The organism is Streptomyces sp. NPDC033131, from assembly GCF_055578365.1.
In genome coordinates, this window is sequence record NZ_JBVIPA010000018.1 from 1 (window position 1) to 26,098 (window position 26,098).

The following is a 26,098-nucleotide window of genomic DNA, read 5'->3' on the forward strand; positions in this document are numbered from 1 at the left end:
GTCGTCTCCAGTAGTCCCCGGCGTTCAGCGCCGCCATGCCGCCGGCGGAAACGGCGCGTTGGTAGGCGTGGACGAACGCGGTGACTTCCAAACCGACCGTGGGAGCCCCGGCCGGCATCACGGAACGGATGCCGTCGAGGAGGTCCAGCACCTGCCCGGTGGAACCGCACTCGTCCGGTGACAAATAGCCCAAGGCCTGAAGATGCGCCTCCCGATTCCACGGATCCCGGGCCTTGATCTCCCGCCAGACCGGCCCCACCTCGCCGTAAGGCTCCTGCTCACATCTCATCGCGGCCAGGAGCACGGTCCAGGGAGTGGGGTCGGCGGGTATCAGCTCGGCCGCGCGCAAGCAGGTCTCCCGGATGCTGCTCAGGTCCACGTGCGTTGCCTGCGCCCGCGCGTGCGTCACCTCCGACCAGGCGTGGAGCAGGAGTGCTCCTGGGTCCTGCGGGGATTGACGCAGCCAGATCTGTGGCAGTGCCCGCCCGGCTGCGTCGGCGAGCACTCCGAGGCGGTGCGCCTTACGGTCCCAGTCCTGCCCTGCGTCCAGGATCACCTTCTCCATCAGTGCGATGACCGTGGTGTCGAGTTCGCCGCGGGCCCAGCTGATGCCAAGGCGCCGCCGGACCCGGCCGAGGACCACGTCGTCGAGTTCGGGGGCCAGGCGAGGAGAGTTGCCTTTGCGTCGTCTGAAGGCGGCCATGCCATCGCTTTCTTCCTGTAGTGGGCTCCGAATACCGACGCCGCGGCATCCGGGGCTCCGCTGAACGCACGTCGGCACCTACCAGTGGCTGACAACTTCGTCGTTGGCGTTTCGGCCGATACCGCTGCGGACCAGAGAGACCGCCAAAACCAGCACGGCAACCAGCACCGACAGCAGCACCTGGATCCGTCCACCGCCCTCACTGTCGTCGGTGAGCATGTAGCCGAGCACGAACGTGATGATCGCGATGGCCGCCCACGTCAGGTACGGGAACAGCCACATCCGGACCAGGAGTCCCTCCGGGTTCTCGCGGAGGATGATTCTCCGCATCCTCAGTTGCGAGAAGCAGATGACCAGCCACACGAAGAGCGCGATCGCGCCTGAGGAGTTCAGCAGGAACTGGAAGACCGTGTCCGGCCACAGGTAGTTGAAAGTGACGGCGACGAAGCCGAAGGCGACGGAGGCCAGGATCGCGGCCTGCGGGACACCCCGCATGGTCGTGCGCGCGAAGGCCCTGGGCGCGTCGCCGCGCTGGCCGAGCGAGAAGGCCATCCGGGAGGCGGTGTAGAGACCGGAGTTGAGACAGGAAAGGACAGCGGTGAGCACGACGGCGTTCATGACCTGGCTGGCGTGCGGGATGCCGATCACGTCCAGGGCAGCGACGTACGAGCCCTTTTCGGCGATCGCCGGATCATTCCACGGCAACAGACAGACCACGACGAGGATCGATCCCAGGTAGAAGAAGCCGACCCGCCGGATCACGCTGCTGATGGCCCTGGTGACCGCACGCTGCGGGTTCTCGGACTCACCTGCGGCGAGGGTGACGATCTCGCTGCCCATGAAGGAGAAGACGACCAACAGCATGCCGGAGAGGATCGCGTCAGCGCCGTTGGGCAGAAAACCGCCGTGCGCGGTGAGGTTGGCGAAGCCGTCCCCCGGATTGTCCGAGCCGGGCAGTACACCGAAGGCCGCCAGTCCGCCGATGACGACGAAACCCGCTATGGCGACGACCTTGATGCCCGCGAACCAGAACTCGAATTCACCGAAGGAGCCGACCGATGCCAGGTTCGTGGCGGTGAGAACGACCATCACGACGAGTGCCCAGGCCCACTGCGGGAGGGCCGGTATCCATCCTTCGAGGATTACGGCACCCGCGGTCGCCTCGACAGCGAGCACCACGACCCAGAAGAACCAGTACAGCCAGCCGATCGAGAACCCGGCCCAGCGGCCGAGCGCCCGGTCGGCGTAGGCGGAGAAAGAGCCGGAGGTGGGGTTGGCCACGGACATCTCGCCAAGCATCCGCATCACGCAGACGACCAACGCACCGACCAGGGCGTACGACAGCAGAATGCCGGGTCCGGCCTTGGCGATGCCCGAGGCAGAGCCCACGAAGAGGCCGGCACCGATGATCCCGCCAATGGCGATCATGGACAGATGGCGGTTCTTGAGTCCAGCCTGCAGACCGTCCGAGCGATGAGTCTGCTCGCGGGTGCCAGGCGACAGGGCTCTCTTGCCGTTCGTCGTACTCATGAACATCCTTGACGTAAGGGGTTCGGAGATCCCAGGGGTTTTCGTCCGTCCGACCTGAAAATTGGGGACGGGGGATGAGCCGGGACGCGGCTGTGCGTGTGCGCTTCGAGAAACGGACTGGCGGTTCCCAGAAGCGCTACCGCAGGTCAGGGGGCCGCAGTGCCTCAGTGCCGCAGCACCAGTAGCCGGCCCGGTATGAGAGGCGCCGGGAACCCCGGCGGGGTTCCCGGCGCTTTTGGTCAGGCGCTGTCGACGACCGCGTCCTGCGGCGGGACTTCCGCGGAGCCGCCGAGGTAGGCGGCCTTCACCCGCGGATCGGCGGCCAGTTCCGCGGCCGGACCCTCCAGTGCGACCCGGCCGGTCTCCAGCACGTAGGCCCGGTCGGCGAGTCGTAGCGCCTGGCGGGCGTTCTGCTCGACGAGGAGGACCGCCGTGCCCTGGTCCCGGATCTGCCGCACGATCTTGAAGATGTTGCGGGTGAACAGCGGGGACAGACCGAGCGACGGTTCGTCCAGGGCGAGGAACCGCGGTGCGTTCATCAATGCCCTGCCGATCGCGAGCATCTGCTGCTCGCCGCCGGACAGTGTGCCCGCGAGCTGGTCGCGCCGCTCGGCGAGACGCGGGAACAGCTCGTACACCTGCTGTCGTCGCTGAGCCAGTGCCGCGGTGTCCTTGCGGGACAGGTAGCCGCCCATCGTCAGATTCGTGTCGACTTCGAGCGCGGCGAACACCCGGCGCCCTTCCGGCACATGGCCGAAGCCCATGCCCACGACGTCATGCGCCGGTGTACGGGTGATGTCCTTGCCGTCGAGCAGGACCTTGCCCGCCTTCGCCCGGTGCAGCCCGGTGAGGGTGCGCAGCAGAGTCGTCTTGCCGGCGCCGTTCGCGCCGAGGATCGCCACGATCTCTCCCGGCTCCACCCGCAGGGAGACACCGGACAGAGCCTCGATCGCTCCGTAGGAGGCATCCAGGTCCATGACTTCGAGCAATGCCATCTCAGTGGCCCTTCGCGAGAGTCGGGGCGGTGGACTCGCCGGGGCCGATGCCGGCGCCCTCGGCGTCTTCATCGTCGTCCTCGTCCACCCCGAGGTAGGCCTCGATGACGCGGGGGTCCTGCTGCACCTCGGCCGGCAGTCCCTCGGTGAGCCGCGTACCGGTCTCGATGACCAGCACCCGTTCGCACAGTCCCATGACGAAGGCCATGTCGTGTTCGATGAGTACGACGGTGACGCCCCGGTCCCGAATCCGGGCGACGAGTTCCATGAGTTCGGTCTTCTCGCTGGGGTTCATTCCGGCGGCGGGCTCGTCCAGGAGCAGCACCAGCGGATTACTCGCCAGTGCGCGGGCGATGTCGAGGCGGCGTTGATCACCGTACGACAGCTCGCGTGCGAGGCGTGTGGCCTTGTCGGACAGGCCCACGAACTCCAGCCAGTAGCGGGCCTCGCGACCGGCGCGCTGTTCCTCCTGGCGCTGGGCGGGCAGCCGCAGCAGTGAGGTCAGTACGCCGCTCTTCAGCCGCGAGGTCATGCCGACGAGGACGTTCTCGACGACGCTCATGTCGCCGAAGAGCCGCGCACCCTGGAAGGTGCGGGCCATGCCCCGCTGTACGACCTCGTGGGGACGACGCCCGACCAGCGACTCACCGCCCAGGAGGACTTCTCCGGAGGTCGGCTCGACCACGCCCGTCACACAGTTGAACACGGTGGTCTTGCCCGCGCCGTTGGGTCCGATGACGCCGAGGACCTCGCCGCGTCCAACGGTGAAGGCCACGTCGTCGAGCGCCATCAGCCCGCCGAACCGCATGGTCAGGCCGCGTACTTCGAGCAGCGGCTCGCCCGGTGTCACGGCGGTCTGCGGCAGCGGCGGTTCCTGCGCGGAGTCGGCGAGCCGCGCCCCGCGCCGGGTGCGCGCGGGCCACAGGCCCAGCGGCCGTACGAACATCAGGACGATGAGGAGCACGGCGAACAGGAAGATCCGCCACTCGTCGCCGATGCCCCGCAGCACTTCCGGCATGCCCTGGACGACGAGCGCGCCGAGGAACACCCCGACCAGGCTGCCGCGTCCGCCGATGAGGACCACCAGGAGGATCAGCACCGAGGTGAGGAAGGTGAAGCTGGTCGGGTTGACGATGCCGATGTAGGTGGCGAAGAAGGCCCCCGCCAGGCCGGCGATCACGCCGCCGACGATGTAGGCGAGCGCCTTGACCCGGATGGAGGGCACGCCCACCGCCTCGGCGACCTTCTCGTCCTCACGGACGCTCTCCCAGGCGCGGCCGATCTTCGAGCGGGTGAGGCTGGTGACGCCCAGACCCACGACGACGGCGATCGCCAGCACGAGGTAGTACATGCTGAGCGTGTCGTCGAAGGAGTAGCCGAAGAGCACCGGGCGGGAGGGGATGATGACTCCCTCCGGCCCGCCGGTGAACTCCAGGTTCTGGGCGGTGACCCGGACGATCTCGCCGAAACCGAGGGTGACGACCGCCAGGTAGTCGCTGCGCAGCCGCAGCGTCGGGTAGCCGATGATGAAGCCGCCCATGGCGGCGACCAGCATCGCTATCGGCAGGGTGAGCCACCAGTTGACGTCGTAGTTGCCGACCAGGATGGCCGTGGTGTAGCCGCCGATGGCGAAGAACGCCGAGTAGCCGAGGTCGAGCAGGCCCGCGTAGCCGACCACGACATTGATGCCGAAGCCGAGGACGACGTACAGCAGCACCTTGACGCCGACGTCGGTCCAGTAGTCACCCGCGAGATTGGGGAAGGCGAGGAGGATCACGGCGAACACGGCGAGGGAGGGCAGCTTGAACCGTGGTGAGTCCAGAAGTCCACGCATCGTTGTCACACCCTTTCTGCCACGCGCTCGCCGAGCAGACCGCTCGGTCGCACGACGAGTACGGCGATGAGCGTGCCGAAGACGACCACGTCGGTCCACCGCCCGGACACATAGCCGGTGGCGTAGGACTCCAGCAGCCCGATGATCAGCAGGATGGTGCGCTCGACGTTGATGCCCATCAGCCGTGCGGCGTCCTGGTCCATCGCCAGGGTGCGCATCGTGGTGCCGGTGACGGTGCGCTGCACGAAGAAGAACAGCGCGGCCATCAGCACCACGCTGACACCGAAGATGCCCAGCTGGGCGTAGGTCAGCCGGACGCTGTCGGTCAGCTGGATCGCGTTCTCGGCGGAGAGGAAGCCGATGTGCGGGACGCTCTTGAAGCCGGTGCCCTGCGACAGCGCGGTGCCGTACTCGACGGCGAGCGACAGTCCGAGGGCGGAGACCAGCAGCGACAGTTGCGGGGCCTTGAGCAGGGGCAGGTAGACGATACGGGCGGAAGCCACACCGAGTGCGCCGGTGACCGCCGTGGCCGCGACGAGCGCGACCACGACGAGGACACCGGCCGGCATGCCGCCGTTCGCCAGCAGGCTGAGCACTCCCAGTGCGAGGAAGCCGCCCACCATGAAGAAGTCGCCGTGGGCGAAGTTGATGAGCCGGATGATCCCGTACACCATCGTGTAGCCCAACGCGACCAGCGCGTAGAACGCCCCGACCGTCAGGCCGTTGAGCGTGTACTGGAGGAATTCGTTCATGTCGGTCTGTGTGCCGGCCCGGTCAGCCCGCGTCGACCCACGCGCCCGAGGCGTCGAGGGTCTTGCCGGGGACGAACTTGGAGTCCTTGACGACGGCGGTCACATAGACCGCGTTCTTCCGGTCGCCGTTCGGCTCGAAGTTGATCGTGCCGGTGATGCCCGCGTAGTCCTTGGTGGCGTGCAGCGCGTCGGTGATCTTCTGCGAGTCGGCGGACTTCGCCCGCCCGATGGCGTCGGCGATCACCTTGATCGCGTCGTACTCGTAGGGCGCGAACGGACCCGCGTCGGTGTCGTACGCCTTCTTGTACGCGGTGACGAACCCGGCGGCCGAGCTGATGAAGGAGGGCAGCGGGGCGGTCGTGGTGGCGAAGCCCTCGGAGGCCGAGCCGGCGGTCTTGATGACGGTCGCGTCCTGGGTCGCGTCGCCGCCGATGATCGGGACCGTGATGCCCAGCTCACGCGCCTGCTTGAGCACCAGGCCGGCGTCGGCGAAGTAGCCGGTGAAGTAGATCGCCTGGGGATCGGTGCTCTTCACCTTGGTCAGGAAGGAGGTGAAGTCCTTGGCGCCCGGGGTGATGGCGTCGAAGAAGACGTCCTTGCCGCCGAGCTTTCCGAGGCTGCTCCTGGCCGCCTCGGCGAGGCCCTTCGCGTAGGCCGTGTTGTCGTGGATGATCGCGACGTTCTTCGCCTTGAGGGACTCCACCAGGTACTTCGCGGCGAACTCGCCCTGCTTGTCGTCACGGCCGATGGTGCGGAAGACGTGCTTGAGGCCGCGGTCGGTGATCTGCACGTTCGTCTGCGCGTCGGCGATGAAGGGGACGTTGCGTTTGTCGGTGATCACGGTCTCGGCGATGGCGGCACCGGAACAGTAGCCGCCCGCCACGGCCACCACGTTCTGCGACATCAGCTTCTGCATCGCGGCGGTGCCGGTCTGCGCGTCGCAGGCGTCGTCGACGACCACGAGCTCGACCTTCCGGCCGCCGAGCAGGCCGCCGTTCTTGTTGATCTCCTTGGCCGCGAGCTTGGCGGCGTTCACGATGTCCGTGCCGGCGGAGGCGGAGTCCCCGGACAGCGGCGCGACCACACCTATCTTGATCGCGCCGGTCCCGCTGTCGCCGCCTGACGCACTGTTGCCACCACAGGCGGAGACCAGCGCGACACTGGTCAGTGCGACGCCGGAGCCAATAAATCTGTACCGGTTGTAAATCACTGGAATGCCTCCTAGAGCTGGATTCCTGCTACATGCAGGTATCTCTATGTGGTCGCACTGGGAGGCAATGAAGCATCTCCGCCGGCGGGTAGGCCGATACCTCCGGGCTACGTGGGCACAGACGGTAGATTTCCAAAACGCTTTGCACAACAGGGGTTTTAAATCGTTCGGATTCTTCTGACCAAGGGTGCGGAGATTCTCGGGAAACCTAAACGAGCGAAGGCTAGGGAGGAATTTTCAATTCGTACATGCTCCATCGCGTACGACAACCATCCGTCAATTGTCCGAAGCGGCGCTTGCGAACCGGGCAGAGTCCGTGCGTGGCGGAAGAGGCCGTCGCCGGGGCATGGCTGAGGTCGGTCAAAAGTCAGTGCGACCAGGGCGGTTGGGGTTGCCGACGCGCTGTGGAGAGTCGGCGTCGGTCGCCGTCGCAGGCGTTCAGCGCGGTGTTTCCAGCGGCTGGACCAGCGGGTTTGGGGTGAACCGCTTCCCGTTCGCCGCCGACCACCAACGCCGCTTTGGCGCCGAGCGGTTGTGCCAGGTCCCTCGCATTCGTACCCGCACGCGTCGGCACCCAATGGAACCGTCCGCCGCGTCGAAGAAGACGTCGCCGCTGCGCCCTGTCGGAGTGCGCGGACCCATCCGAACTCCGCTTAGCCTGCGGGAAATCCACGGCACGAACACCGCACGGAGAAGGAGTACGCCCGTCATGAGCGAACTTGTCCAGGAGCGCCGACTCGTCACGTCCATTCCGGTCCGAAGTCGCAGCAGCTGCCGGCCCGGAAGTCGGCGGCGGTCACCAACGGCGTCGGCGTGACGCTGCCGGTGTTCGTCACGCGCGCCGGTGGCGGCGTGCTGGAGGACGTGGACGGCAACTCGCTGATCGACTATCGGCGAGCTCGTGCTGGGCCGGCTGCGGGCGATCCAGGAGAGGTACGAGATGGTCGGCGACGTCCGCGGCCGGGGCGCGATGATCGCCATCGAGCTGGTCGAGCCCGGCACCAAGAACCCCGATGCGGCCGCCACTGGCGCGCTGGCCAAGGCCTGCCACGCCGAGGGCCTGGTGGTGGTCCTCACCGCCGGTGCGTACGGCAATGTGCTGCGCCTCCTGCCGCCGCTGGTGGTCGGCGAGGAGCTGCTCGACGAGGGCCTCGACATCGTCGAGGAAGCCTTCTCGCGACTGTGACCCGGAAAGTGGCTCCAGGCCGGTCCGGCTCGTTCGGCCGTGTCGTGCATCAGGGCGCGGATGGCCTGGTGGACCAGTGGAAGATGAAGGTTGTTACGCGTGAAAGCGAAGTCAACTGTTCAGATTGATACGGATCGAGTCGTCGTCACGGAGTGGTGCTTCGCCCCGGGCGCCGAGACGGGCCATCACGTTCATGCACACGACTATGTGGTGGTTCCCTTGATCACTGGAACGGTGCGCGTGGAGGAACCGGCAGGGGAACGCGAAATAGAGATGCACGCAGGCGTTTCCTACGCGCGGTCTGCCGGTGTCGCGCACAACCTCGTCAACGTGAACGGGTACGAATTCCGCTTCGTCGAAGTTGAGCTCAGGTAGAGCGCCACACCAGGCCGATAGGGCGTGTTCCCTCCCCCGATCTCGAGGATGATCCCCATGACCTCACAACCTTCAGTGCCGCCCCCGCCCGTCTCCGCCGCGACGGAGGACTGCCCCCGTGACGGCTTCCACCCAGCACTGGCCGACGGTCCGAGCGGCCCGCTGATCGAGGCGCGCAGGCGGGTGCACCACGTCCGTCGGACGGCGGTGGCCCTGGGCGACTCGTGGGCGGCAACGGCCGCGCGGTCCAGGGCGGTCAGCCGGGCCGGCAGCGGGCCGGGCTTCGCATCGGTGGGCACCGCGAGCGACACCGCCTCCAAGTCGGCGCCCTTCGTACCGGTCGAGAACTCCCCGTACCCCGGCGCGAACACCTTCTCCTCGGTCGAGCCGTCCATGTGCAGCTCGCGGACGGTCATCGCGCCTTTGATCTTGCTGTACGGTCCGTCGCCCGTGTGGTCCACGGCCTGGACGGTGACCTCCTCGAAGACGATCTCCGGAAGGTTCTCGGGGCGGTAGACGTCACCCTTCTCCGGGTCCGCCGGCATGATCATCGCGGCCGGTGCGTTGTCGCGGCCCGCCTGCCAGGTGCCCTCGGTGTCGGCGAGGACCCCGTTGTCGTAGTTGAAGACGTCCTCGCCGAGGTACCAGACGGAACCGTCGTCGGCCTGTGCGTACCAGTCGAGGGCGACCTCGTGGATCCGGCCGCCGGAGAACGCGGCGTACCGGCTGATGCGGGCCTCGACCGGCTTGCCGTCCACCTCGATGGTCTTCGTGCCGGGAAGCAGACTGACCTCGGTACGGAAGGGTTTGCCGTCCACCTGTCCGCCCATGATGGTCTGCGTGATCTCGCTGGTGGGGTGGAGCGGGTTGGTGATCCGGGTCGGGTGGGTGAAGCGCGGCTCGGTGAGGTCGACCCGGTCCTTCGCGGGCGCCGTGGGCAGGCAGGAGGAGCCGGTCCTGCCCGTGCTCGCGTCGAGGACGTGAACGCAGGCACTCGGCTCGGTCTGGCCGGCCGTCCCGCCCCCGTCCGCGGAACACGCGCCGGCCAGCAGCGCGGCGGCGGTCACGGAGGCTCCGGTCAGCAGGATTCGGCGGTGGGTGTTCATGGCGCCCTCCTTTGGGCGTGTGGCCTGCCCCGAGGGTCCCGCGCCCTCACTGAACGGACGCTGAACACACCTGAACGCATTGTCAGCGATCCGGGCGGGGCTTCGGTCGGCCGGCGACCGCGGGTTCGATGTGGCTGGTCGCGCCCATGATGGGGGTCCCCCCGCTCGAGCGAAGCCGAGAGTGGGGGAGGAGCCCCACAGTGTCGCAGCCCCGCGCCTCTAGGGGGCGCTGGCCAATGTCACCGTGAACCTCGCCCCGCCCAGCCCCGGCGCCGTCCCCACCGCCACTGTTCCTCCGTGCGCGGCCACCAGCTCCGCCACGATCGCCAGGCCCAGCCCGGCTCCTCCCTCTCCCCTGGCGCGGGCCTCATCCAGGCGTACGAAACGTTCGAAGATCCGCCCGCGCTCCCCCTCCGGCACCCCGGGCCCGTCGTCGTCCACGTCCAGGCGTACGACTCCGCCGACGGTTCCGAGCGCCAGGGCGACCCGGGAGCGGGCGTGGCGGGCCACGTTCTCGCCGAGGTTGCGCACCACTCGGCGCAGCGCGTCCGTGTCGCCAAGGACCCGCCCCGCCGACACCTCGCCGCTGTCGATCCGCAGCCCACCACCTCGCTCCCGCAACCGCCGGGCCTCCTCGAAGGCAAGGTCGTCGAGGTCGACGGGGCGCCGCCGTGGCCGGATCGTGTTCTCGTCGGCGTGGGCGAGCAGCAGCAGGTCGTCCACGAGGCGCTGCATGCGTACGGCCTCGTCGAGCACCGTCCCGGCCAGCGTCCCGGCGTCCGCACGCGCCGGATGGGCGAGGGCCACCTCGGCGTGCTGCCGGACCGTGGCGACGGGCGAGCGCAGTTCGTGGGAGGCGTCCGAGATGAAGCGCCGCTGCGCCATCTCGGCGCGTGCGACCCGCCTCAGCGTCCGGCCCACGGCCATCCAGGTCGCGGAGGCCGCCAGGACCAGCAGCGCCGGCAGGCCGATGAGCAGCATCCGCGTGACTGTCGATGTGGCCTCGGCGACCCCGGCGGGCGTACGGCCGTCCAGGACGGTCAGCCGCCGCTCGCCGTCCCGCGCCCCGACCGCCACCACCAGGAACGGGTCCTCGTCGAGCGGGGTGTCGACCTCGGTGCTGCCGCCGGGCCGCAGCCGGGCCAGCGCCGGCGCTCCCTCGACGTTCGAACTCGCCGCGACGACGGTCCCCTCCGCATCGACGACCTGCAGGAACTCCTCGTCCGGGTCGGCGACGGTGACGGCGGGCACCCCTCGGCCTGCCTCGATCACCCGAGCCACTCCCCGGGCACGGGACCGCGCGGCATCGCGTACGTCGTTGCTCAGCTCGGCCCGCAGCCCCAGCACCAGTGCGGCACCCCCGGCGACCAGGGCGAGAGCGACGGCCAGTACGGCGATGAGAGTGGTCCGCACCCGAACGGCCCGCAACCGCGCCCCGCCCCCACGGCCGGCCGGCTCACCCGCCATCCGGCACCAGCCGATGGCCGTGCCCCCGCAGCGTCCTCAGCGACTCCCGCCCGAAGGGGCGGTCGACCTTGTTGCGCAGCCGCCGCACGTACACCTCGACGATGTTCGGATCGCCCTCGAAGTCGTCGCCCGCCCCACACGTGGTCGAGGATCGTCCGCTTGGTCACGGCCTCGCCCGCCCGCCGCATCAAGAACTCCAGTACGGCCAGCTCCCGTGCGGTGACCTCGACTTGGCGACCGGCTCGGGTGACCGTGCGCGCGGCCGGGTCGAGGCGCAGGTCGCCCACGGCCAGCACGGCCGGCCGCTGGCGCGTCTCGCGCCGCATCAGCACCCGCAGCCGGGCGAGCAGCACCGCGTACGACACGGGCTTGGTGAGGTAGTCGTCGGCGCCGGTGTCGAGGCCCTCGATCTCGTCCCACTCGCCCTCCTTGGCGGTGGGCATGAGGATCGGCGTCCAGTCGCCCTCACCGCGCAACTCCCGGCAGATCCGGTAGCCGTTGAGGCGCGGCAGCATGATGTCGAGGACGATCGCGTCGTACGCGTTCTCACGTGCCATCCACAGTCCATCGACCCCGTCGAGGGCGACGTCCACGGCGAGCCTTCGGCCTCCAGCACACCCCTGAGCCCCGCGGCGAACCGCTCCTCGTCCTCGACGACCAGCACGCGCATACGGCTCACACTACGGGAGCGCCCGGCGGTGACAAGCCGAAGCGGTCGCGCGGGGAGCGGCTCAACAAGGAGATCCGCCGACGCGGGGACGTGGCCGGGATCTTCCCCGACCGCACCGCCCTGATCCGCCTCGTCCGCGCGGTGCTGGCCGAGCAGAACGACGAGTGGACCGAGGCCCAGAGATACATGGGCGTCGAACTCCTCGCCAAGGACCTTCTCCACCCCATCGTCGACCGTCTGCAGTCACAACCCGCTGTGTGACCCCACACAGGGCCGTTTTCTGTTCGGGCCGTTTCCGGACAGTCCAGCTTGCTCGCCGGCACCACGATCACTGAGCGGCAAAGGCGACCACCATCCTCCGGCGCATCGGACCCTCAATACCCGGATCGCCGATCGGCCACAACATCAGCGACACCCGCCGCCCCACCACTGACACCACAAAGACGAACCAGCGTCCGCTACACCCGGTGCGCGCGGTACCCGCCCGGACGCACTGCAGACGACGGCCCACAGCCAGCGAATGGGAGTGGCCGGGCCTGGATCCCACACACGCGACATCTCGCCGCCGTCTTGATCCCTGTCTGGTCCCTGGACCTTGGCTTCGAGCCCCGCCTCAGCAGCCCCAGAGGCCGACAAGAATCTTGATTACCTGTTCCACCGCAGGTCAGAGGCGTGAAGGAACGTCCGAAAAGCGCGGGACCCACGACATTCCGAACTCGCGAGCAGCGGATTCGGTCCGTTCAGCCGAAGTTGACGCCCCGGCACCCCACAAGGAACGTTTCCGCAGGTCAGAGACCTGCGCAGGTGGGGCGGGTGGGACTCGAACCCACGGCCGACGGATTATGAGTCCTTTGAGGATCTTGGCGGTCCTTGCCGATCAGTGCCGATTCACGCCGTTCTTGCAGGTCAGGCGTATGTACCTATGTCGGCCTTGAACGGTCCTTGTCGGTTGACTCCTGTCCTTGCGGTCCCTCCGTGGTCCCTACCGCTGCTTGAAGGTCTTCCCGACAGGGAATCCCGGACGTCGCTCCGGCTCAGCCGACATGGTCGAACCTCGGCGCAGCGGATTCCCCTTCCAGCGCACAGTGCGCCGCAGCGGACGACGAGGAAGGCTCGGGCGGGCTCGGGGCCAGGCGGACATCGCCTGGCCCCCGTACCTCCACCGGGCTGCTACACGGCGAGCCAGACACCTGCCTGGTCCGGTGCCGGCAGGCGACCTTCGACTGCCTCGCCGTCGGCATGGGGCCCGGACGCCTGGTCCGGGCCCCATGCCGACGATCGGTTCAGCCCGTGTGCCTCGTTCGCGGGTGTTGAGCCCATCGTCCGCTGAGGGTTACACCTGTGCCTTGGTCAGACGCCAGAAGCCGCAGTTGGCATTCGACCGGTCCCAGTAGGCGCTGGTGCACACGTCGATCAGGGCTTCGGTGGGCATCGGCCCGCCGCCGTTGGTCTCCAGGAAGCCGCCGACGTCGTAGAGGCTCCACAGCAGGACGATGTCGTTTTCCCGCACGGCCCGGTCGAGGGGGTTGGAGGTCTTGGCCAGGATCCGCCAGCTTGCGGTGCTCGCGCCCACCCGGTCGTTGCTGCTGTTGGTGGAGACGTCGTAGATCGCTGCCTGCGTCTGGGCGGCCGCGGCGCCGCCGCTGACGTCCAGGTAGCTGCCGGCGCCAAAGAGGTTGCGCAGGTGGATGATGTCCCCGCTCAGGACCGAAGCGCCGGTCTGCTTCCCGGACACGGAATCGATCTGCCACGTGCCGGAGCCGCTACTGCGGTTGCTCGTCGCGGCCGTTGCCACCTGGTACACGGCAGTGGGGCCCGCGCTGCTGCCCGTGTTGGCGTCGAGATACCCGCCCTGCCAGCTGTCGTAGCCGTTCTGGATGTGGACCTTGTCGCCGTACTGGAGCTCGCCTGCCATGACAGTCCCCTTGATCGTGACGGTTCCTCGTGCCGAGGAGAGGGAGTTCGCAAGTGGGTTACGCCTGATGGATCTTCCAGTCGGCGACGTTGCCCCCGCGGTTGAAGTAGGCGTTGGTGCAGACGTCGAGCTTGCCGCCCTGCGTACCGCCCCCGGCGTTCTGGTTAGTCTCCAGGAAGCCGCCGTTGTCGTCGTAGGTGTTCCACAGAAGGACCACGTCCCCCTCCCGGACGTTCTGGTCGCTGGGTGTGGAGTTCTGGGCGAAGATCCGCCACCGGCCGCTGCCAGGGGTGCGGTCCTTGGAGTCAGCTGTGGCTACGTCGTACTTGCCGCCGACGCTCTTCTGAACGCTGGTGGCGTGGTCAGCGGTGTCGAGATAACCACCGTCGCCGGCGTAGAGGTTGCGCAGGTGGACCAGGTCCCCGCTCAGGACCGGCTGGCCTGCGGCCTTGCCGGAAGCGGAGATGATCTCCCAGGTGCCCGTGCCCGTCGTGTCACGGGTGGGGGAGGCAGCAGTGGCCACGTGGTGCTTGAGGCCTGTCGAGGTGTGGCTGTTGAGGGTGTCGAGGTAGCCGCCCTGCCAGCCGTTGTACCCGTTCTGCAAGTGGATCTGATCGCCGTACTTGATCTCGTTCGCCATCCGGTATGCCCCTTGTTCGCCGATGTCTGTCTCAGACCCGGACAGTCCTTGCACAGAGCCCCGCCCTGCTGCGGCGCGCAGCCCCTGCTTCCGTCCAGACCGGTGGGTCGAGATCTCACACCGACGTTCGATGACGAGCGCCATCCCCCGATCCCCCTCCTTGTTCCTGCCGCGCTGTCCGGCTGGCCGCCCGAAAGGAGTGGCCTAGAACCCGGGGCTCACCCAGTGCGCCATGACTCCCGTACGTCCGTCGCCGTTGCTGATGACGGCGGTGTTGCCGCCACCGATGCGGTACGCGTGGAGCGTGATGACGTCATTGACGTCGAACTTCTCCAGGATCGTCTGCCCGGCGGTGGTCTGCATGACCGCGTTCCCGCCGGTCAGGGCTTCCGTGCCGGTGATGAGCCGGCCGTTCTTGAACAGTGCGGTGCGCACGAGTTCACCCGCCCCGCCGGTGTACGAGCGGGCGTGGTAGGAGATCTCCCACACTCCGGGGTGAGGGATCTTGAGTTCCTCGACCTCGGAGATCCGCTCATCGGCGCGGTCGGCGCCGGAGAGGGTGTGGTTGAAGTCGACCGGGGTGGTCTGGAGCCACGTCGAGCCCTGTCGGTAATTCGCTGGAGTCGTCATGCCATTCACTTCCTTTGCCGCGCCGGGATACACACTGTCCGTGCCGGGTGTTCATGCCGCCGACACCGGCCCTATGAGAGCGGCAGCACAGAGGTTGCGGTAGGCGACCCAACAACATGCAGGCCAATTCGGCCTTACGGGTTTATACGTCCTTCCGGCCCTGCGCCAAGGGCCTCCCGCACGCAGAAACCCTTCTCCATACAGGCATTCACCGCTTGGGGCGCTCCACAACGGCGGGAATACGGCCCTGCCACCACCCCTTCCGTCACCCACGGGAATGAACAACCACGCCCCCGTATTGACGTCGGCCCTGCCGTCATGGGCGAGGCATATCGGCCCCCGCCTCAGCTCATACGCACCGCGGGCCGGGCAACCGCGACGCACTGCAGCGGTTCCGCCTCGTCTCCTCTGGGCCCCGACCGCTCCCCAAACGCTGCTGCTCGGCAGGTACGAGCCCGAAGAGGGATGTCGGCCCGCACAGTCAGACAGAAGCCGGACCTCAACTTTGTCTCTCCTGCCAGGTCACCAGGTGAAGGCCACGCCGGTCAGAGTTTCCATCACCGTCAGGGCACCGAAGGCAGCAGCTAATCCCTTTCTCTCTGATCGGTCATGGGTGTCAACCAAGTGACCGACTGCTTCTCTTGTGGGCTACCGCGTTTCCGGCCTTGAGTAACTCGCGCGGGAGCGCATGGACCCCTGCGTCATGGCACGGGGGAGCTGCAAACATCACTTTCCAGATAATTTGCTCGGCCTATCAGTCTGCGTGTCTGTTTTGTTGTTCTCGTTGCGGACCAAGTACCGAGCACAACCTCGAACTGAAAGGCACGTGCATGGCTGATTGGAAGAAGATCTCCGGTGGGCTCTCGACGATCTCCGTCGGATCCAGGACGCACGTATGGGGGGTGAACAGCAGCGGTCAGATCTACCGGTACACCGGCCATGACGCGAACCCGTGGGTCGGTATCCCCGGCAGCGCGGTCGACATCGGCGCGGCCGCCGACGGCACGGTGTGGCACGTCAACTCCGCAGGTGGCATCTATCGCTACACCGGCGACCAGGGTTCCGTGAACTGGGTCAACGTCTCGGGTGGCCTGACCCGGATCTCGGCCGGGTCCAGGACCAACGTCTGGGGCGTGAACGCCAACGGACAGATCTACCGGTACACCGGCCATGACGCGAACCCGTGGGTCGGTATCCCCGGCAGCGCGGTCGACATCGGCGCGGCCGCCGACGGCACCGTGTACCGCGTCGACTCCGCGGGCGCCATCTTCCGCTACACGGGGGACCAGGGCTCTACCGACTGGGTCAGCGTCTCAGGTGGCCTGACCCGGATCTCGGCCGGGTCCAGGACCAACGTCTGGGGCGTGAACGGCTCCAACCAGATCTACCGGTACACCGGTCACGACGCGAACCCGTGGGTCGGTATCCCCGGCAGCGCGGTCGACATCGGCGCGGCCGCCGACGGCACCGTGTACTGCGTCGACTCCGCGGGCGCGATCTACCGCTACACCGGCGACCAGCCCTGACGTCATCCGTCACACAGCACGACGGGGGCTCGGGCCAGTATGGCCGGGCCCCTTTCGCCCTCCTGCCCCTCGACCGCAGGCCTGCAGAACCGCCTCGCCTCCCTCGGCGACCGACTCGACGAGTTGAGCCTCGAAGACGTCACCTATGCCTGCTCCCGACAGCCGTCGAGTGATGCCTGAGGGGCCGTCTTCTGTTCGGGCCGTTTCCCGTGCGCTCGACGGCGCCACGGCTACATGCGGTGCGCGCGGCGCCCGACCGGATACATCACGGACGACGGCCCACAGCCGCGGATGAGAAGCGCCCCGATCCTGGATCCCACACACGCGACGCAGTGTGTCGGCGCCGTCTTGGTCCCTGTCTGGTCCCTGGACCTTGACTTCCAGCCCCAAGACAGCCGCCCCGGAGGCCGACCACGGCCTCGATTGCCTGTTCCGTCGCAGGTCAGAGCCATCAAGGCACTTCTGAACAGCACGAGACCCACGAGATTCCCAACTCGCGAGCAGCGGATTCGGTCCGTTCAGTCGAAGTTGGCGCTCCGGCACCACACGAGGAACGTTTCCGCAGGTCAGAAGCCTGCACAGGTGGGGCGGGTGGGACTCGAACCCACGGCCGACGGATTATGAGTCCTTTGAGGATCTTGGCGACCCTTGCCGATCAATGCTCATCTTGGCCGTTTTCCCAGCTCAGACGCGGTTTGGCGCCTCAGTCCTTCTCGGCCCTTGTCGGTCTTTTCCAATCCTTATGTCCAACCTGCGTCCAGAACGCGTCCTGGAAGGACAAGCCCAACCAGCTTCCGAGACGATCGCCCCAGCTCGGGAGTGCGCCTCGAACTCGCCCGCAGCGGATTTCCCTTCCAACGCGCGAAGGCTCCACCCCGGCAGTCGGGGCGGAGCCTCTATGACCGGTGTCGTTGGCCAAGACGTCTGAACAGAGCATAGCCAGCCTTCAGGCTGACCGTTCTTCAGGGGCACACCGCGCTGCTGGGAGGTCGCTCTCGGCAGCGAGCTCTCCTGCCAGCTCACGGAAGAGTTGCCTCCGCGCAATTCACCTCCGCTCGCGCTGAGAGCAGACTTCGGCCCACGCGGGAAGATCCTCTACCGCCGGTTCACCTCCGCTTGTGCACCGCGACCCCGACCAGGGCGGCGTGTACGTCGGTTCACCTCCGCTCGCGCGGAGAGCAGGGACGGAGCGAGGCAACACCTATCGACGCGTGCGGTTCACCTCCGCTCGCGCGGAGAGCAGTGCAAGGCTCTTCCGGTCCCGCGGTTCTACGTCGGTTCACCTCCGCTTGCACAGAGAGCACTTCGCCCGCCAGTCCGCGATGTCCACCGTAAGCGGTTCACCTCCGCTTGCGCAGAGAGCACGAGGCTGGCATACCGCCAGTCGTCACGGGGACCGGTTCACCTCCGCTTACGCAGAGAGCACCGGCGGGCCGCGACTTCACCGGGACACGGTTCACCTTCACTTGCGCGGGGAGCACGCGATCTGCTCGACGGCTGTCTCCGCCACCAGCGGTTCACCTCCGCTTACGCAGAGAGCACATCAACTGGCCCGGCAACGGCTTCACGAACATGCTGCCGAACTGGCCGGGCACTGGATCACCTCCGCCGGGTTCGGGAGGTCGGACAGGTTCGCGGACGGTTCACCTCCGCTTGCGCGGAGAGCACTTGGGCAGCAGCGCGTTGGCGATGGCGACGCCCGGTTCACCTCCGCTTACGCGGAGAGCACATCGTCCACTCGAAGCCAGCGACCTCGTCCTGCGGTTCACCTCCGCTTGCACGGAGAGCACCTAGTCGTGCGGGATCCCGAAGGCCATCATCACGGTTCACCTCCGCTTGCGCGGAGCGCACAGCAGTACGGCCGAGGACGTGGCCGCGTACTCGGGTTCATCTCCCCTTGCGCGGAAAGCAGCCGCTGATCTTGACTGTGACCTCGCGGGCCATCCATTCATCTCAGCTTACGCAGAGAGCAGTCGTCCGAGATGAGCCCGTGGGCGCCGAGGTACGGTTCACCTCCGCTCACGCGGAGAGCAGGGTGCATGGACCCATGAGGACCATGCTGAGCGGTTCACCTCCGCTCGCGCAGAGAGCACGCTGACTTGCTGCCGTACTAGATCACGAGACGCGGTTCACCTCTTGGCTCTGACGTTGTTCAGCGGACCCGGCATGTTGGCTTCGAGCGGCCCCATTTAGTGAAGATCCCGTGTCGTCGCAACGCCTTCAAGTGGCCCCGGGGATTGTCTTGTTCTGGGACCACTTGTGAACCGCTTCGGCTTCAGAGCAGGCCGAAGGCGGGAGGGAACGGCTAGGGTCGAGGTCATGACAATCGATGACGAAGCCCTTGTGGCGGAGCAGATTGCCTACTACCGGGCCCGCGCGTCCGAGTACGACCGGGTCTATTCCGAGCGTGAGGACCTGCGGGAGCTACTGGCTGCGGTCGACGGCCTTCCGATCACCGGAGATGTACTGGAGCTTGCCTGCGGAACGGGTCAGTGGACTCGGGTGTTGGCCGCGCGGGCGCGCTCACTGACCGCTGTCGATGCCTCGCCCGAGGTGCTGGAGATCGCCCAGGAGAGGGCCGGCTTCCCCAACGTCCGGTTCGCCCAGGCCGATGTGTTCAAGTGGCAGCCGCCGCACCGCTTCGACGCCGTGTTCTTCGCCTTCTTCCTCTCCCACGTCCCGTTGTCCCGGCTGAGCGCCTTCTGGGACACCGTTGGTGCCGCACTCGCACCGCACGGCAAAGCGGTCTTTATTGACGAAGGCCCCGCCGAGGCAGCGCGGAAAGAGGTGGCCGCGAAACTGCGCCGGCTCGACGACGGCCGCGAGTACCGCATCGAGAAAATCTTCCATGACCCGGGAACACTCACCGGCGAACTCGCCGCGCTGGGCTGGTCGGCAGATGTCCGGTCCCGGGGAAACTTCATCGTCGGCGTCGCACAACCGCCGCCTGCGTCCGCCGCGTCCTGAAAGTGGCCCCGGGGCTTGGCTTGCGCCAGGACCGCTCGGGGCTTCGCGTCGCGGTGGTCTACTTTGGGTGTGGCTCCTTTGGAGGGACGAGCGTATCCAGGTGCGTTCCGCTGGTGGCGGGCTCCGCCCCGGGCCCGGCGGTCAGCGATAGTAGGGCTCGACCGCAGCCCGTACCTCGCCGAGCAGCGCGGGGCCGTCCTGCGGCACGGGCGGTCGGCTGCTGCCCGGCCTGATGTCCAGGAGCTGTTCGTTGGACAGGGCGAACACCACTCGCCGCAGCCCCGCCCATTGGATGACGGTCTCGCACATCCCGCACGGCTGGCAGCTGGTGTACATCGTGGTGCCTGCCGCCGTCTGCGCGTCGAGTTCACTTGCGGCCCACCTCGCCAATTTGAGTTCCGGGTGTGCAGTGACGTCGTTGTCGGTGAGGGTGGTGTTGTGCTCCTCGGCCAGGATCGTCCCGTCCGGTCCTGCCAACAGAGATCCAAAGGGCGGGTTGCCGCTCGCGCGTGCCTTGGCCGCGAGTGAGATGGCCTGTCGGAGGAGAGTGTGGTCGTCGGGTGTGGTCATGACTGCTCCATCGTGGTGCGGGGTGGAGTGCTGGGCGGGAGAAGGTGCGCGGCCATGGTGGCGAGTGCCTGCCAGGCCGCCTGCGGGTGACATGTCGCGTGGGGGTCGCCCTGGTAGGTGTCGAGGACGACGGACTTGGCACCCAGCAGCCGCAGTTGGTCGAGGTCGTCCATGATCTGGTCGATGGTGCCCTCACCGGCGAGCCGTCCCGCTCCGTCGACCGGTTCCTTGGTGAGCCGCAGGGCGATGCGGGGAGCCAGGGCGGGCACGGGCAAGTGTTGCTCGTCCGCGTACGTCTGCAGCCTGCCTGCGGCTTCGCGCAGCCACGGCACGGTGGGGTGCAGCGGATGCCATGCGTCTGCGAGTCGTACGGCCCGGCGCAGCCCCGCGTCGCTGTTGCCGCCGACCCACACCGGGATCCGGCGGTCTCCGTATGAGGCGGTGTCCTTCCAAGCGGCCCGGATGTCCCGCAGGTGGCTGTCGGTCAGCTGTCCGCGCTGTGAGAACGGAATGCCGAGGACGGTGAACTCCTGCCGCGCCCAGCCCACTCCCACGCCGAGGACCAGCCGGCCGCCGCTCAGCTCATTCAGATTGGCCGCCATCCGGGCGGTGAGCAGCGGGTGCCGGTAGGGAGCGATGAGGACCGTCGTGCCGAGCTGGATACGGGTGGTGAGGCCAGCCAGCCAGGACAAGGTGGTGATGGGCTCGTAGAAGGGTGCCGGATAGCGCTCGGCGACATCCGGCGTAATGGCGATGTGGTCCGAGATCATCAGTAGGTCGAAGCCCAGGCCCTCCACGGTCTGGGCCCAGCTTCGCAACACTCCGGGGTCGGTGCCCGGGCCGAAATTGAGGACGTTCACTCCGATCTTCATAGGGCCCAACCCTAGGCAGGGCGTATGGGTCGCCAGAAGGGATTCCCGCCTGTTCAGAGGCGGTTCGGCCGTGGATCCGCCGGTAGAATGGGCGTATGACCGAGAGTCTCGACGTGACGGACTGGGCGATCCTGACAGAAGTCCAACGGGACGGCCGGATTCCGTTCACCGAGCTGGCACGGCGGGTGAACCTGAGTGCGTCGGCGACCAAGGAGCGGGTGCGCCGGCTCGAGGAGGCCGAGGTGATCACCGGGTACCGCGCGGTGGTGAACCCGGAGCGGACCGGTTACCCGGTGATGGCGGTGGTCCGGCTCAAGTACCCGGGGCCGGGAACCCGGCACCAGCCGCTGCGCCGGCTGCTGGAGGAGCGCCCGGAGATCCTGGAGTGCCTGCGCACCACCGGAGACGACTGCTACGTCATGAAGGTGGCGGCCACGTCGATGGCCCACTTGGAGGAGATCGTCGACGAGCTGGCCGAGTTCGGCAGCACCACAACCAACCTCGTCCTCAGCCGGACGCTCCCGCTGCGCGGCCCGGGGGTGCCTCGGGTGAACACCGTCAGGTAGGCGCTGGCGTGGCGCGGACGCCACTCCATCGCCGGGGCCCGGCCTGGCGTCCAGCAGCGGCGACCATCAACTGCCCGTCATCCGCTGTCACAGGGAGATGGGACCGAGGTCGGCGGCGGTCTGGGCCAGTGCGCGGAGGGAGGGGCCGTCGGCGGTGGATCGCCACGTGAGGGCGTAGTGGATGGTGGGGGCGTCGCGAACGGGGAGGAAGACGATGCCGGGGGGACTGTTGTAGCGGGCGGCGATCTCGCCCAGCGGGTGGACACACTGTCCGGAGGCGACCAGGGAGAGAATCTCGTGGAAGGTCCGCGCGGCGGGCCCGCGCGGGATACGGCGGCCGAGCGGCGTACGCGTGGGGACCATGGTCGTGACCCAGTACTCGGGGGCGCCGGGGCCGAAGTCGACGACATGGTTGTCGCCGAGGTCCTCCAGTGACGCGGTGCCGCGCTCGGCCAGCGGATGGTCTGCCGCCACGGCGAGCACGCGGCCTCCGGTCAGCACGGTCGGGCCGACCCTGAGGTCCGGTTCGGCTACCGGAAGCCACAGCACGCGGCTGTGTTCTTTGTGCGGCGCGGCGCAAGTTCAATAGCGACGAAGCTGTTGTAGTAGGCGGGTGTTCATTGCTGAAGAGAGTGACGTCGTAGCCAACTCCGTTGGCTGGTAGGTGTATCGGTACGACCTGGAGTGTGCCCGGCACTTCGGCGCTCGACTGATATGCGCCGGTGGTCAGCCGGTGAAGGACTCGGGGCCGAAACGGCCCCATGCGACGAAGGCAGCCAGGGCGAGGTAGATCAGGTCGCCGGCGATCGTGGCCTTCTCGCCACGGCGCAGACGCATGGTGACCGCGCAGGCGAACAGCAGAACAAGTCCGGTGGCGGCCAGCGGCACCAGCACCGGCGCGATGTCGAGCACCGCGGGCAGAATCAGGCCGACCGCAGCCAGCAGCTCGACGGCGCCGATGGCCTTGAGAGTCCCGGGGCTGAACTCCAGGACCCACTGCGCAGAGGAGCCCATCGCGGCCAGCTTCTCCTGCGGCACGAACATCTTGGAGCTGCCCACCAGGCAGACAGCGGCGAGCACTCCAGCGATGATCCACAGCGCGACGTTCATCATCAACTCCCTGATCGAGGACTTCCGCACCCGAGACGAGGCAGCGACTCGGCCTGTGACATGCCCGAACCCAGACAGTGGAGAGACGTGGGTCACACCGTGCCGTGTCACAGGAGTGAGGGCCCTCTCGTCTTGGGGGTGAAGGCATCGACGAACGTGGAGGAGCACACGATGGACGCGCGATTGAACTACTTCGCCAACCCGGCCGCCGGCAAGGCGCTCAAGTACTTCATGTCGGTCGGCCGGGAGCTGAAGGAATCGCCGCTGTCGGCTACGACGCAGGAGTTGGTGGCGCTGCGCGTGAGCCAGATCAACGGCTGCGCGGTCTGCATCGACATGCACACCAAGGAAGCCGCCGCGGCCGGCGAGAGCGCGGTGCGGCTGAACCTGATCGCGGCCTGGCGGGAAGCGACGGTCTTCACCGCGGCCGAGCGCGCCGCGCTGGAGCTGGCGGAGCAGGGGACCAGGGTCGCGGACGCGGCTACCGGGGTCAGCGACGACGTGTGGGCGCGTGCCGCCCAGCACTATGACGAGGAGCAGCTCACGGCTCTCGTGCTGCTGGTCTCGTTCATGAACACGGTGAACCGGCTGAACATCATCACCCAGCAGCCGGCCGGCGATTACCAGGTCGGCCAGTTCCACTGAACCGCCACCGCACCCCTGGCCCGGGTCAGGCCTGCCGGGGCCAGGACGCCGTGGTCAAGGCGGGCAGGGCGGTCGCGGCACGAGCGTTGTCTGCTCCGCTCACACATCGGATGATCTTCGAAGGATGCCTCGCCGGCGCGGGTACGGCCGGGCACACAGACCGCAAAGGGGGGAGTCGGCGTGGGCAAGGTCGAGGAGTTCGAGGAGCTGCGGCCGCTGCTGTTCTCGATCGCGTACCGGATTCTGGGCAGCGTGGGCGAGGCGGAGGACGCGGTACAGGAGACCTGGCTCCGCTACGCTGCCTCGAGCACCCGGCCCGTGTCGGCCAAGGCATTCTTGTCAGCCACGGTGACCCGGATCGCGATCGACGTGCTGCGCTCCGCCCGGGTGCGGCGGGAGGAGTACGTCGGACCGTGGCTCCCCGAGCCGCTGCTGGACGATCCGTACCAGGACCCGGCCCGCGCGGCGGAGCTGGCCGACTCGGTGTCGATGGCGGCGCTGCTGCTCCTGGAGCGGCTCAGTCCGCTGGAGCGGTCGGTGTTCGTGCTGCGGGAGGTCTTCGCCTTCGGCTTCGACGAGATCGCCGCCGCGGTGGGGCGCTCAGAGGCGGCGTGCCGGCAGCTGCTCGTACGGGCACGCCGCCACATGCACGAGGGACGGCCCCGGTTCGAAGCGGACCGCCAGGAGCGGCAGGAGCTGGCGAGGCGGTTCTTCGAGGCACTGACGCAGGGAGACGTGGACGGACTGCAGAATCTGCTGTCTGCCGACGTCCAGCTCGTCGGGGACGGCGGTGGCAAGGCACCGCAGCTGGCCAGGGCCGTCACCGGCGCCGAGAACGTGGCCAGGCTGCTCGCCACTGTCTACCCGCTCATGGCCCGAATCGACATCACGTTCGAACCGTACGACGTCAACGGCCAGCCGGGCGCGCTTTTCCGCGACCGCGACGGCAAAATCCTCCACATCCTCGCCCTCGACACATTCGACGGGCAGATCCAGACGATCCGCGCGGTCATCAACCCCGACAAGCTCAGCCACCTCGGCCCGGTCGCCGACGCCTGGGCCGTCGACCAGGAAGTGAAGCAGACCCGTAAAACCCAGTGATCTCCCGACCAGCCTGACAGGGCAGGACCGGAGGTTTCAGTGCCGCATGCCGATGATCCTGGCGCACGGCTCGTCCGTGACGTCTTCCCGCGATATGAACCGCGCTCATCCACCGCGCAAGATCGATTATCGACACACCCACTGGGGGTTCAGTCATGATCCTGATCACCGGGGCCACCGGCGTCGTCGGCCGGGAAACCGTCCGCCTCCTGGTCGAGGGGGGAGCTAAAGTCGCCGCTGTCACCCGCGACCCGCACGCCGAATTCCCCGCGGGGACACAGCTCGTCCACCCCGCGAAGGTTCCCACCCTCGACGGAGTGGAGGCCATCCTGCTCAGCCCGCGTGCCGCCGGTTCCACCGCTGTCGACCTGTTGGCCCGCGCCCGCGAGACGGGCGCGGCAAGAGTGGTCGTATTGTCCGCCGTGACCGTGCAGTACCCGGCCGGGCACGCACGCTTCCGGAAGCAGTTCCACGCGGTCGAGGACATCGCCCGGGGGAGCGGCCTGGACTGGACGATCCTGCGCTGCGCCGATTTCGCCGCCAACACCCTGGCCTGGGCCGGGCAGATCCAGGCGACCGGGGCCGTGCGGGGGGCCTATCCGCACGCGAGGACCTCGACCGTCGACGAGCGTGACATCGCCGCGGTGGCCGCCCTCGCCCTGACCCACCCGCGGCACCGCGGTCAGACGTACCTGCTCACCGGAGAGCAGTCGCTGAGCCAGCCGGAGAAGGTCGCCGCGCTCGGCGCGGCGCTCGACCGGACGCTGTCCTTCAGCGAGGCCGCACCGGACGAGATCCGCCGCAGCATGCTCGCCGCCGGCCTGCCCGACGAGGTACCCGACCGGCTGCTTGGCTCGCTGGCCGACTACGCCCGCGAAGCCGGGCCCACCACCGACACCGTGCGGCGGCTGCTGGGCCGCCCGGCACGCACGTACGCCACCTGGGCGCACGACCACCGTGCCGCCTTCACCGCGGGAGGACCCCGATGAAACTCACGATCGTGGCCGCCACCGGCGGTATCGGACGGCACCTGGTCGAGCAGGCGGTATCCGGCGGGCATGACGTCACCGCCGTGGCCCGCCGCCCACGTGAACTGCCGGGCGGCGTCCGGACGGTCGCCGTCGACCTCACCCGCCCCGACATGCGCACGCTCGCCGCGGCGGTAGGCGGCGCCGACGCCGTACTGTCCGCGCTCGGCCCGCGAAACCCGCGCGCGGACGCGGGCATCACCTCCCGTGGTACCCGCGCGATCATCGCGGCGATGCAGGCCGAGCACGTCCGGCGGATCATCATCGTCAGCGCCGCACCCGTCGGACCGGTGCCGCTGCCGGGCCGGCCGACGCCACCCAGGCACGATCCCGGCGACGGCTTCTTCATGCGCCACCTGGGAGTCCCGTTGACCCGGGCCATGTTCGGCCGGCACTACGCCGACCTCGCCGTCACCGAGCAGATCCTGCGCGACAGCGGACTGCAATGGACGGTGTCGCGCCCGCCCAAACTCACCGACAAGCCCCTGACCGGCACGTACCGGACCGCGTGGAACCGCAACATCCGGGGCGGGTTGTCCGTGCCACGCGCCGACGTCGCCCACCACATGCTCGCCATGGTGAACCAGCCGGACACCATCGAGCAGGTCGTCGGAATCGCGAACTGACCAATACCAGCCACGCACATGCCCCGGGCGGCGGGTGAGAAGGCGAGCGACGACCCGCGACGGCAACCAACAAG

At 68.0% G+C, this 26,098-nt stretch carries 23 protein-coding genes and 3 pseudogenes; 10 read left to right on the forward strand and 16 right to left on the reverse strand.

The annotated features are described in order from the left end of the window. From ACZ5XS_RS22960 to ACZ5XS_RS22985, 6 genes are all read right to left on the reverse strand, one after another. A partial coding sequence (locus ACZ5XS_RS22960; protein ID WP_468654084.1) for a hypothetical protein occupies positions 1-703 on the reverse strand: 703 nt, incomplete at its 3' end. A 78-nt stretch (positions 704-781) separates the two neighbouring features. Next, entirely contained in the window at positions 782-2,233 is a 1,452-nt protein-coding gene (locus ACZ5XS_RS22965) for an amino acid permease (RefSeq protein WP_468654086.1), read from the reverse strand. Between the two features lie 239 nt (positions 2,234-2,472). Beyond that, a complete protein-coding gene (locus ACZ5XS_RS22970; RefSeq protein ID WP_468654087.1) occupies positions 2,473-3,228 on the reverse strand; it encodes an ABC transporter ATP-binding protein in 756 nt (251 codons plus the stop codon). Position 3,229: 1 nt separating this feature from the next. After that, a complete protein-coding gene (locus ACZ5XS_RS22975) occupies positions 3,230-5,062 on the reverse strand; it encodes a branched-chain amino acid ABC transporter ATP-binding protein/permease (protein ID WP_468654089.1) in 1,833 nt (610 codons plus the stop codon). A gap of 5 nt (positions 5,063-5,067) precedes the next feature. Continuing rightward, complete coding sequence (locus tag ACZ5XS_RS22980; protein ID WP_468654091.1) at positions 5,068-5,814, reverse strand: branched-chain amino acid ABC transporter permease; 747 nt, start codon at positions 5,812-5,814, stop codon at positions 5,068-5,070. Between the two features lie 22 nt (positions 5,815-5,836). Then, complete coding sequence (locus ACZ5XS_RS22985) at positions 5,837-7,024, reverse strand: branched-chain amino acid ABC transporter substrate-binding protein (RefSeq protein WP_468654093.1); 1,188 nt, start codon at positions 7,022-7,024, stop codon at positions 5,837-5,839. 889 nt (positions 7,025-7,913) lie between these two features. On the opposite strand from ACZ5XS_RS22985, the pseudogene ACZ5XS_RS22990 reads away from it, so the two are divergent. Together ACZ5XS_RS22990 and ACZ5XS_RS22995 are read left to right on the forward strand one after the other, a co-directional pair. Next, positions 7,914-8,210 (forward strand): annotated as a pseudogene (locus tag ACZ5XS_RS22990) (aminotransferase class III-fold pyridoxal phosphate-dependent enzyme); the annotation flags it as partial. 99 nt (positions 8,211-8,309) lie between these two features. Beyond that, the gene (locus ACZ5XS_RS22995) at positions 8,310-8,585 is read left to right on the forward strand and encodes a cupin domain-containing protein (protein WP_468654095.1); all 276 of its coding nucleotides are present in this window, start codon (positions 8,310-8,312) and stop codon (positions 8,583-8,585) included. Here ACZ5XS_RS22995 and ACZ5XS_RS23000 read toward each other — a convergent pair. From ACZ5XS_RS23000 to ACZ5XS_RS23010, 3 genes and pseudogenes are all read right to left on the reverse strand, one after another. After that, positions 8,501-9,691 carry a hypothetical protein gene (locus ACZ5XS_RS23000; RefSeq protein ID WP_468654097.1) on the reverse strand — a complete coding sequence of 397 codons (1,191 nt, stop codon included), beginning with the start codon at positions 9,689-9,691 and terminating at the stop codon, positions 8,501-8,503. The two genes, ACZ5XS_RS22995 and ACZ5XS_RS23000, sit on opposite strands and share 85 nt — an antisense overlap. A gap of 219 nt (positions 9,692-9,910) precedes the next feature. Further along, on the reverse strand, positions 9,911-11,158 hold the full coding sequence (locus ACZ5XS_RS23005) for a sensor histidine kinase (protein ID WP_468654099.1): 1,248 nt from the start codon (positions 11,156-11,158) through the stop codon (positions 9,911-9,913). Further along, positions 11,148-11,828 (reverse strand): annotated as a pseudogene (locus ACZ5XS_RS23010) (response regulator transcription factor). Before ACZ5XS_RS23010 ends, ACZ5XS_RS23005 begins: the two are co-directional and overlap by 11 nt. 54 nt (positions 11,829-11,882) lie before the next feature. Here ACZ5XS_RS23010 and ACZ5XS_RS23015 point away from each other — a divergent pair. Next, a pseudogene (locus ACZ5XS_RS23015) lies at positions 11,883-12,089 on the forward strand (transposase); the annotation flags it as partial. Between the two features lie 1,072 nt (positions 12,090-13,161). On the opposite strand, the gene ACZ5XS_RS23020 reads toward ACZ5XS_RS23015, so the two are convergent. The 3 genes from ACZ5XS_RS23020 to ACZ5XS_RS23030 all read right to left on the reverse strand — a co-directional run bounded on the left by ACZ5XS_RS23020 (position 13,162) and on the right by ACZ5XS_RS23030 (position 15,013). Further along, the gene (locus ACZ5XS_RS23020; protein WP_468654101.1) at positions 13,162-13,743 is read right to left on the reverse strand and encodes a hypothetical protein; all 582 of its coding nucleotides are present in this window, start codon (positions 13,741-13,743) and stop codon (positions 13,162-13,164) included. A 58-nt stretch (positions 13,744-13,801) separates the two neighbouring features. Further along, positions 13,802-14,383: a hypothetical protein gene (locus ACZ5XS_RS23025; RefSeq protein ID WP_468654102.1), complete on the reverse strand. Its 582-nt coding sequence runs from the start codon at positions 14,381-14,383 to the stop codon at positions 13,802-13,804. Between the two features lie 204 nt (positions 14,384-14,587). Then, the gene (locus tag ACZ5XS_RS23030) at positions 14,588-15,013 is read right to left on the reverse strand and encodes a hypothetical protein (protein ID WP_468654104.1); all 426 of its coding nucleotides are present in this window, start codon (positions 15,011-15,013) and stop codon (positions 14,588-14,590) included. Between the two features lie 830 nt (positions 15,014-15,843). On the opposite strand from ACZ5XS_RS23030, the gene ACZ5XS_RS23035 reads away from it, so the two are divergent. Continuing rightward, positions 15,844-16,539, forward strand: a complete 696-nt coding sequence (locus ACZ5XS_RS23035) for a tectonin domain-containing protein (RefSeq protein ID WP_468654106.1) — start codon at positions 15,844-15,846, stop codon at positions 16,537-16,539. Positions 16,540-18,858: 2,319 nt separating this feature from the next. Then, a complete protein-coding gene (locus tag ACZ5XS_RS23040; protein WP_468654108.1) occupies positions 18,859-19,506 on the forward strand; it encodes a class I SAM-dependent methyltransferase in 648 nt (215 codons plus the stop codon). Positions 19,507-19,647: 141 nt separating this feature from the next. Here the strand turns inward: ACZ5XS_RS23040 and ACZ5XS_RS23045 are convergent, their stop codons facing one another. Both ACZ5XS_RS23045 and ACZ5XS_RS23050 read right to left on the reverse strand, forming a co-directional pair. Then, positions 19,648-20,076, reverse strand: coding sequence for a nucleoside deaminase (locus ACZ5XS_RS23045; protein WP_393462749.1), 429 nt, complete (start codon positions 20,074-20,076; stop codon positions 19,648-19,650). Further along, positions 20,073-20,948, reverse strand: a complete 876-nt coding sequence (locus ACZ5XS_RS23050; protein ID WP_468654110.1) for a TIGR03619 family F420-dependent LLM class oxidoreductase — start codon at positions 20,946-20,948, stop codon at positions 20,073-20,075. Before ACZ5XS_RS23050 ends, ACZ5XS_RS23045 begins: the two co-directional genes overlap by 4 nt. A gap of 95 nt (positions 20,949-21,043) precedes the next feature. Here ACZ5XS_RS23050 and ACZ5XS_RS23055 point away from each other — a divergent pair, with 95 nt between their 5' ends. After that, entirely contained in the window at positions 21,044-21,514 is a 471-nt protein-coding gene (locus tag ACZ5XS_RS23055; RefSeq protein ID WP_468654112.1) for an Lrp/AsnC family transcriptional regulator, read from the forward strand. A gap of 87 nt (positions 21,515-21,601) precedes the next feature. On the opposite strand, the gene ACZ5XS_RS23060 is transcribed toward ACZ5XS_RS23055, so the two are convergent. Beyond that, positions 21,602-22,063, reverse strand: coding sequence for a LysR substrate-binding domain-containing protein (locus ACZ5XS_RS23060; RefSeq protein WP_468654114.1), 462 nt, complete (start codon positions 22,061-22,063; stop codon positions 21,602-21,604). Positions 22,064-22,240: 177 nt separating this feature from the next. Next, positions 22,241-22,624: a DoxX family protein gene (locus tag ACZ5XS_RS23065; protein WP_468654337.1), complete on the reverse strand. Its 384-nt coding sequence runs from the start codon at positions 22,622-22,624 to the stop codon at positions 22,241-22,243. A 171-nt stretch (positions 22,625-22,795) separates the two neighbouring features. On the opposite strand from ACZ5XS_RS23065, the gene ACZ5XS_RS23070 reads away from it, so the two are divergent. The 4 genes from ACZ5XS_RS23070 to ACZ5XS_RS23085 all read left to right on the forward strand — a co-directional run bounded on the left by ACZ5XS_RS23070 (position 22,796) and on the right by ACZ5XS_RS23085 (position 26,024). Continuing rightward, a complete protein-coding gene (locus ACZ5XS_RS23070) occupies positions 22,796-23,269 on the forward strand; it encodes a carboxymuconolactone decarboxylase family protein (protein ID WP_468654116.1) in 474 nt (157 codons plus the stop codon). Positions 23,270-23,449: 180 nt separating this feature from the next. Beyond that, complete coding sequence (locus ACZ5XS_RS23075) at positions 23,450-24,370, forward strand: RNA polymerase sigma-70 factor (protein ID WP_468654118.1); 921 nt, start codon at positions 23,450-23,452, stop codon at positions 24,368-24,370. A gap of 155 nt (positions 24,371-24,525) precedes the next feature. Beyond that, complete coding sequence (locus ACZ5XS_RS23080; protein WP_468654120.1) at positions 24,526-25,359, forward strand: NAD(P)H-binding protein; 834 nt, start codon at positions 24,526-24,528, stop codon at positions 25,357-25,359. After that, a complete protein-coding gene (locus ACZ5XS_RS23085; protein ID WP_468654122.1) occupies positions 25,356-26,024 on the forward strand; it encodes an NAD(P)-dependent oxidoreductase in 669 nt (222 codons plus the stop codon). Before ACZ5XS_RS23080 ends, ACZ5XS_RS23085 begins: the two co-directional genes overlap by 4 nt. Positions 26,025-26,098: the final 74 nt, after the last annotated feature.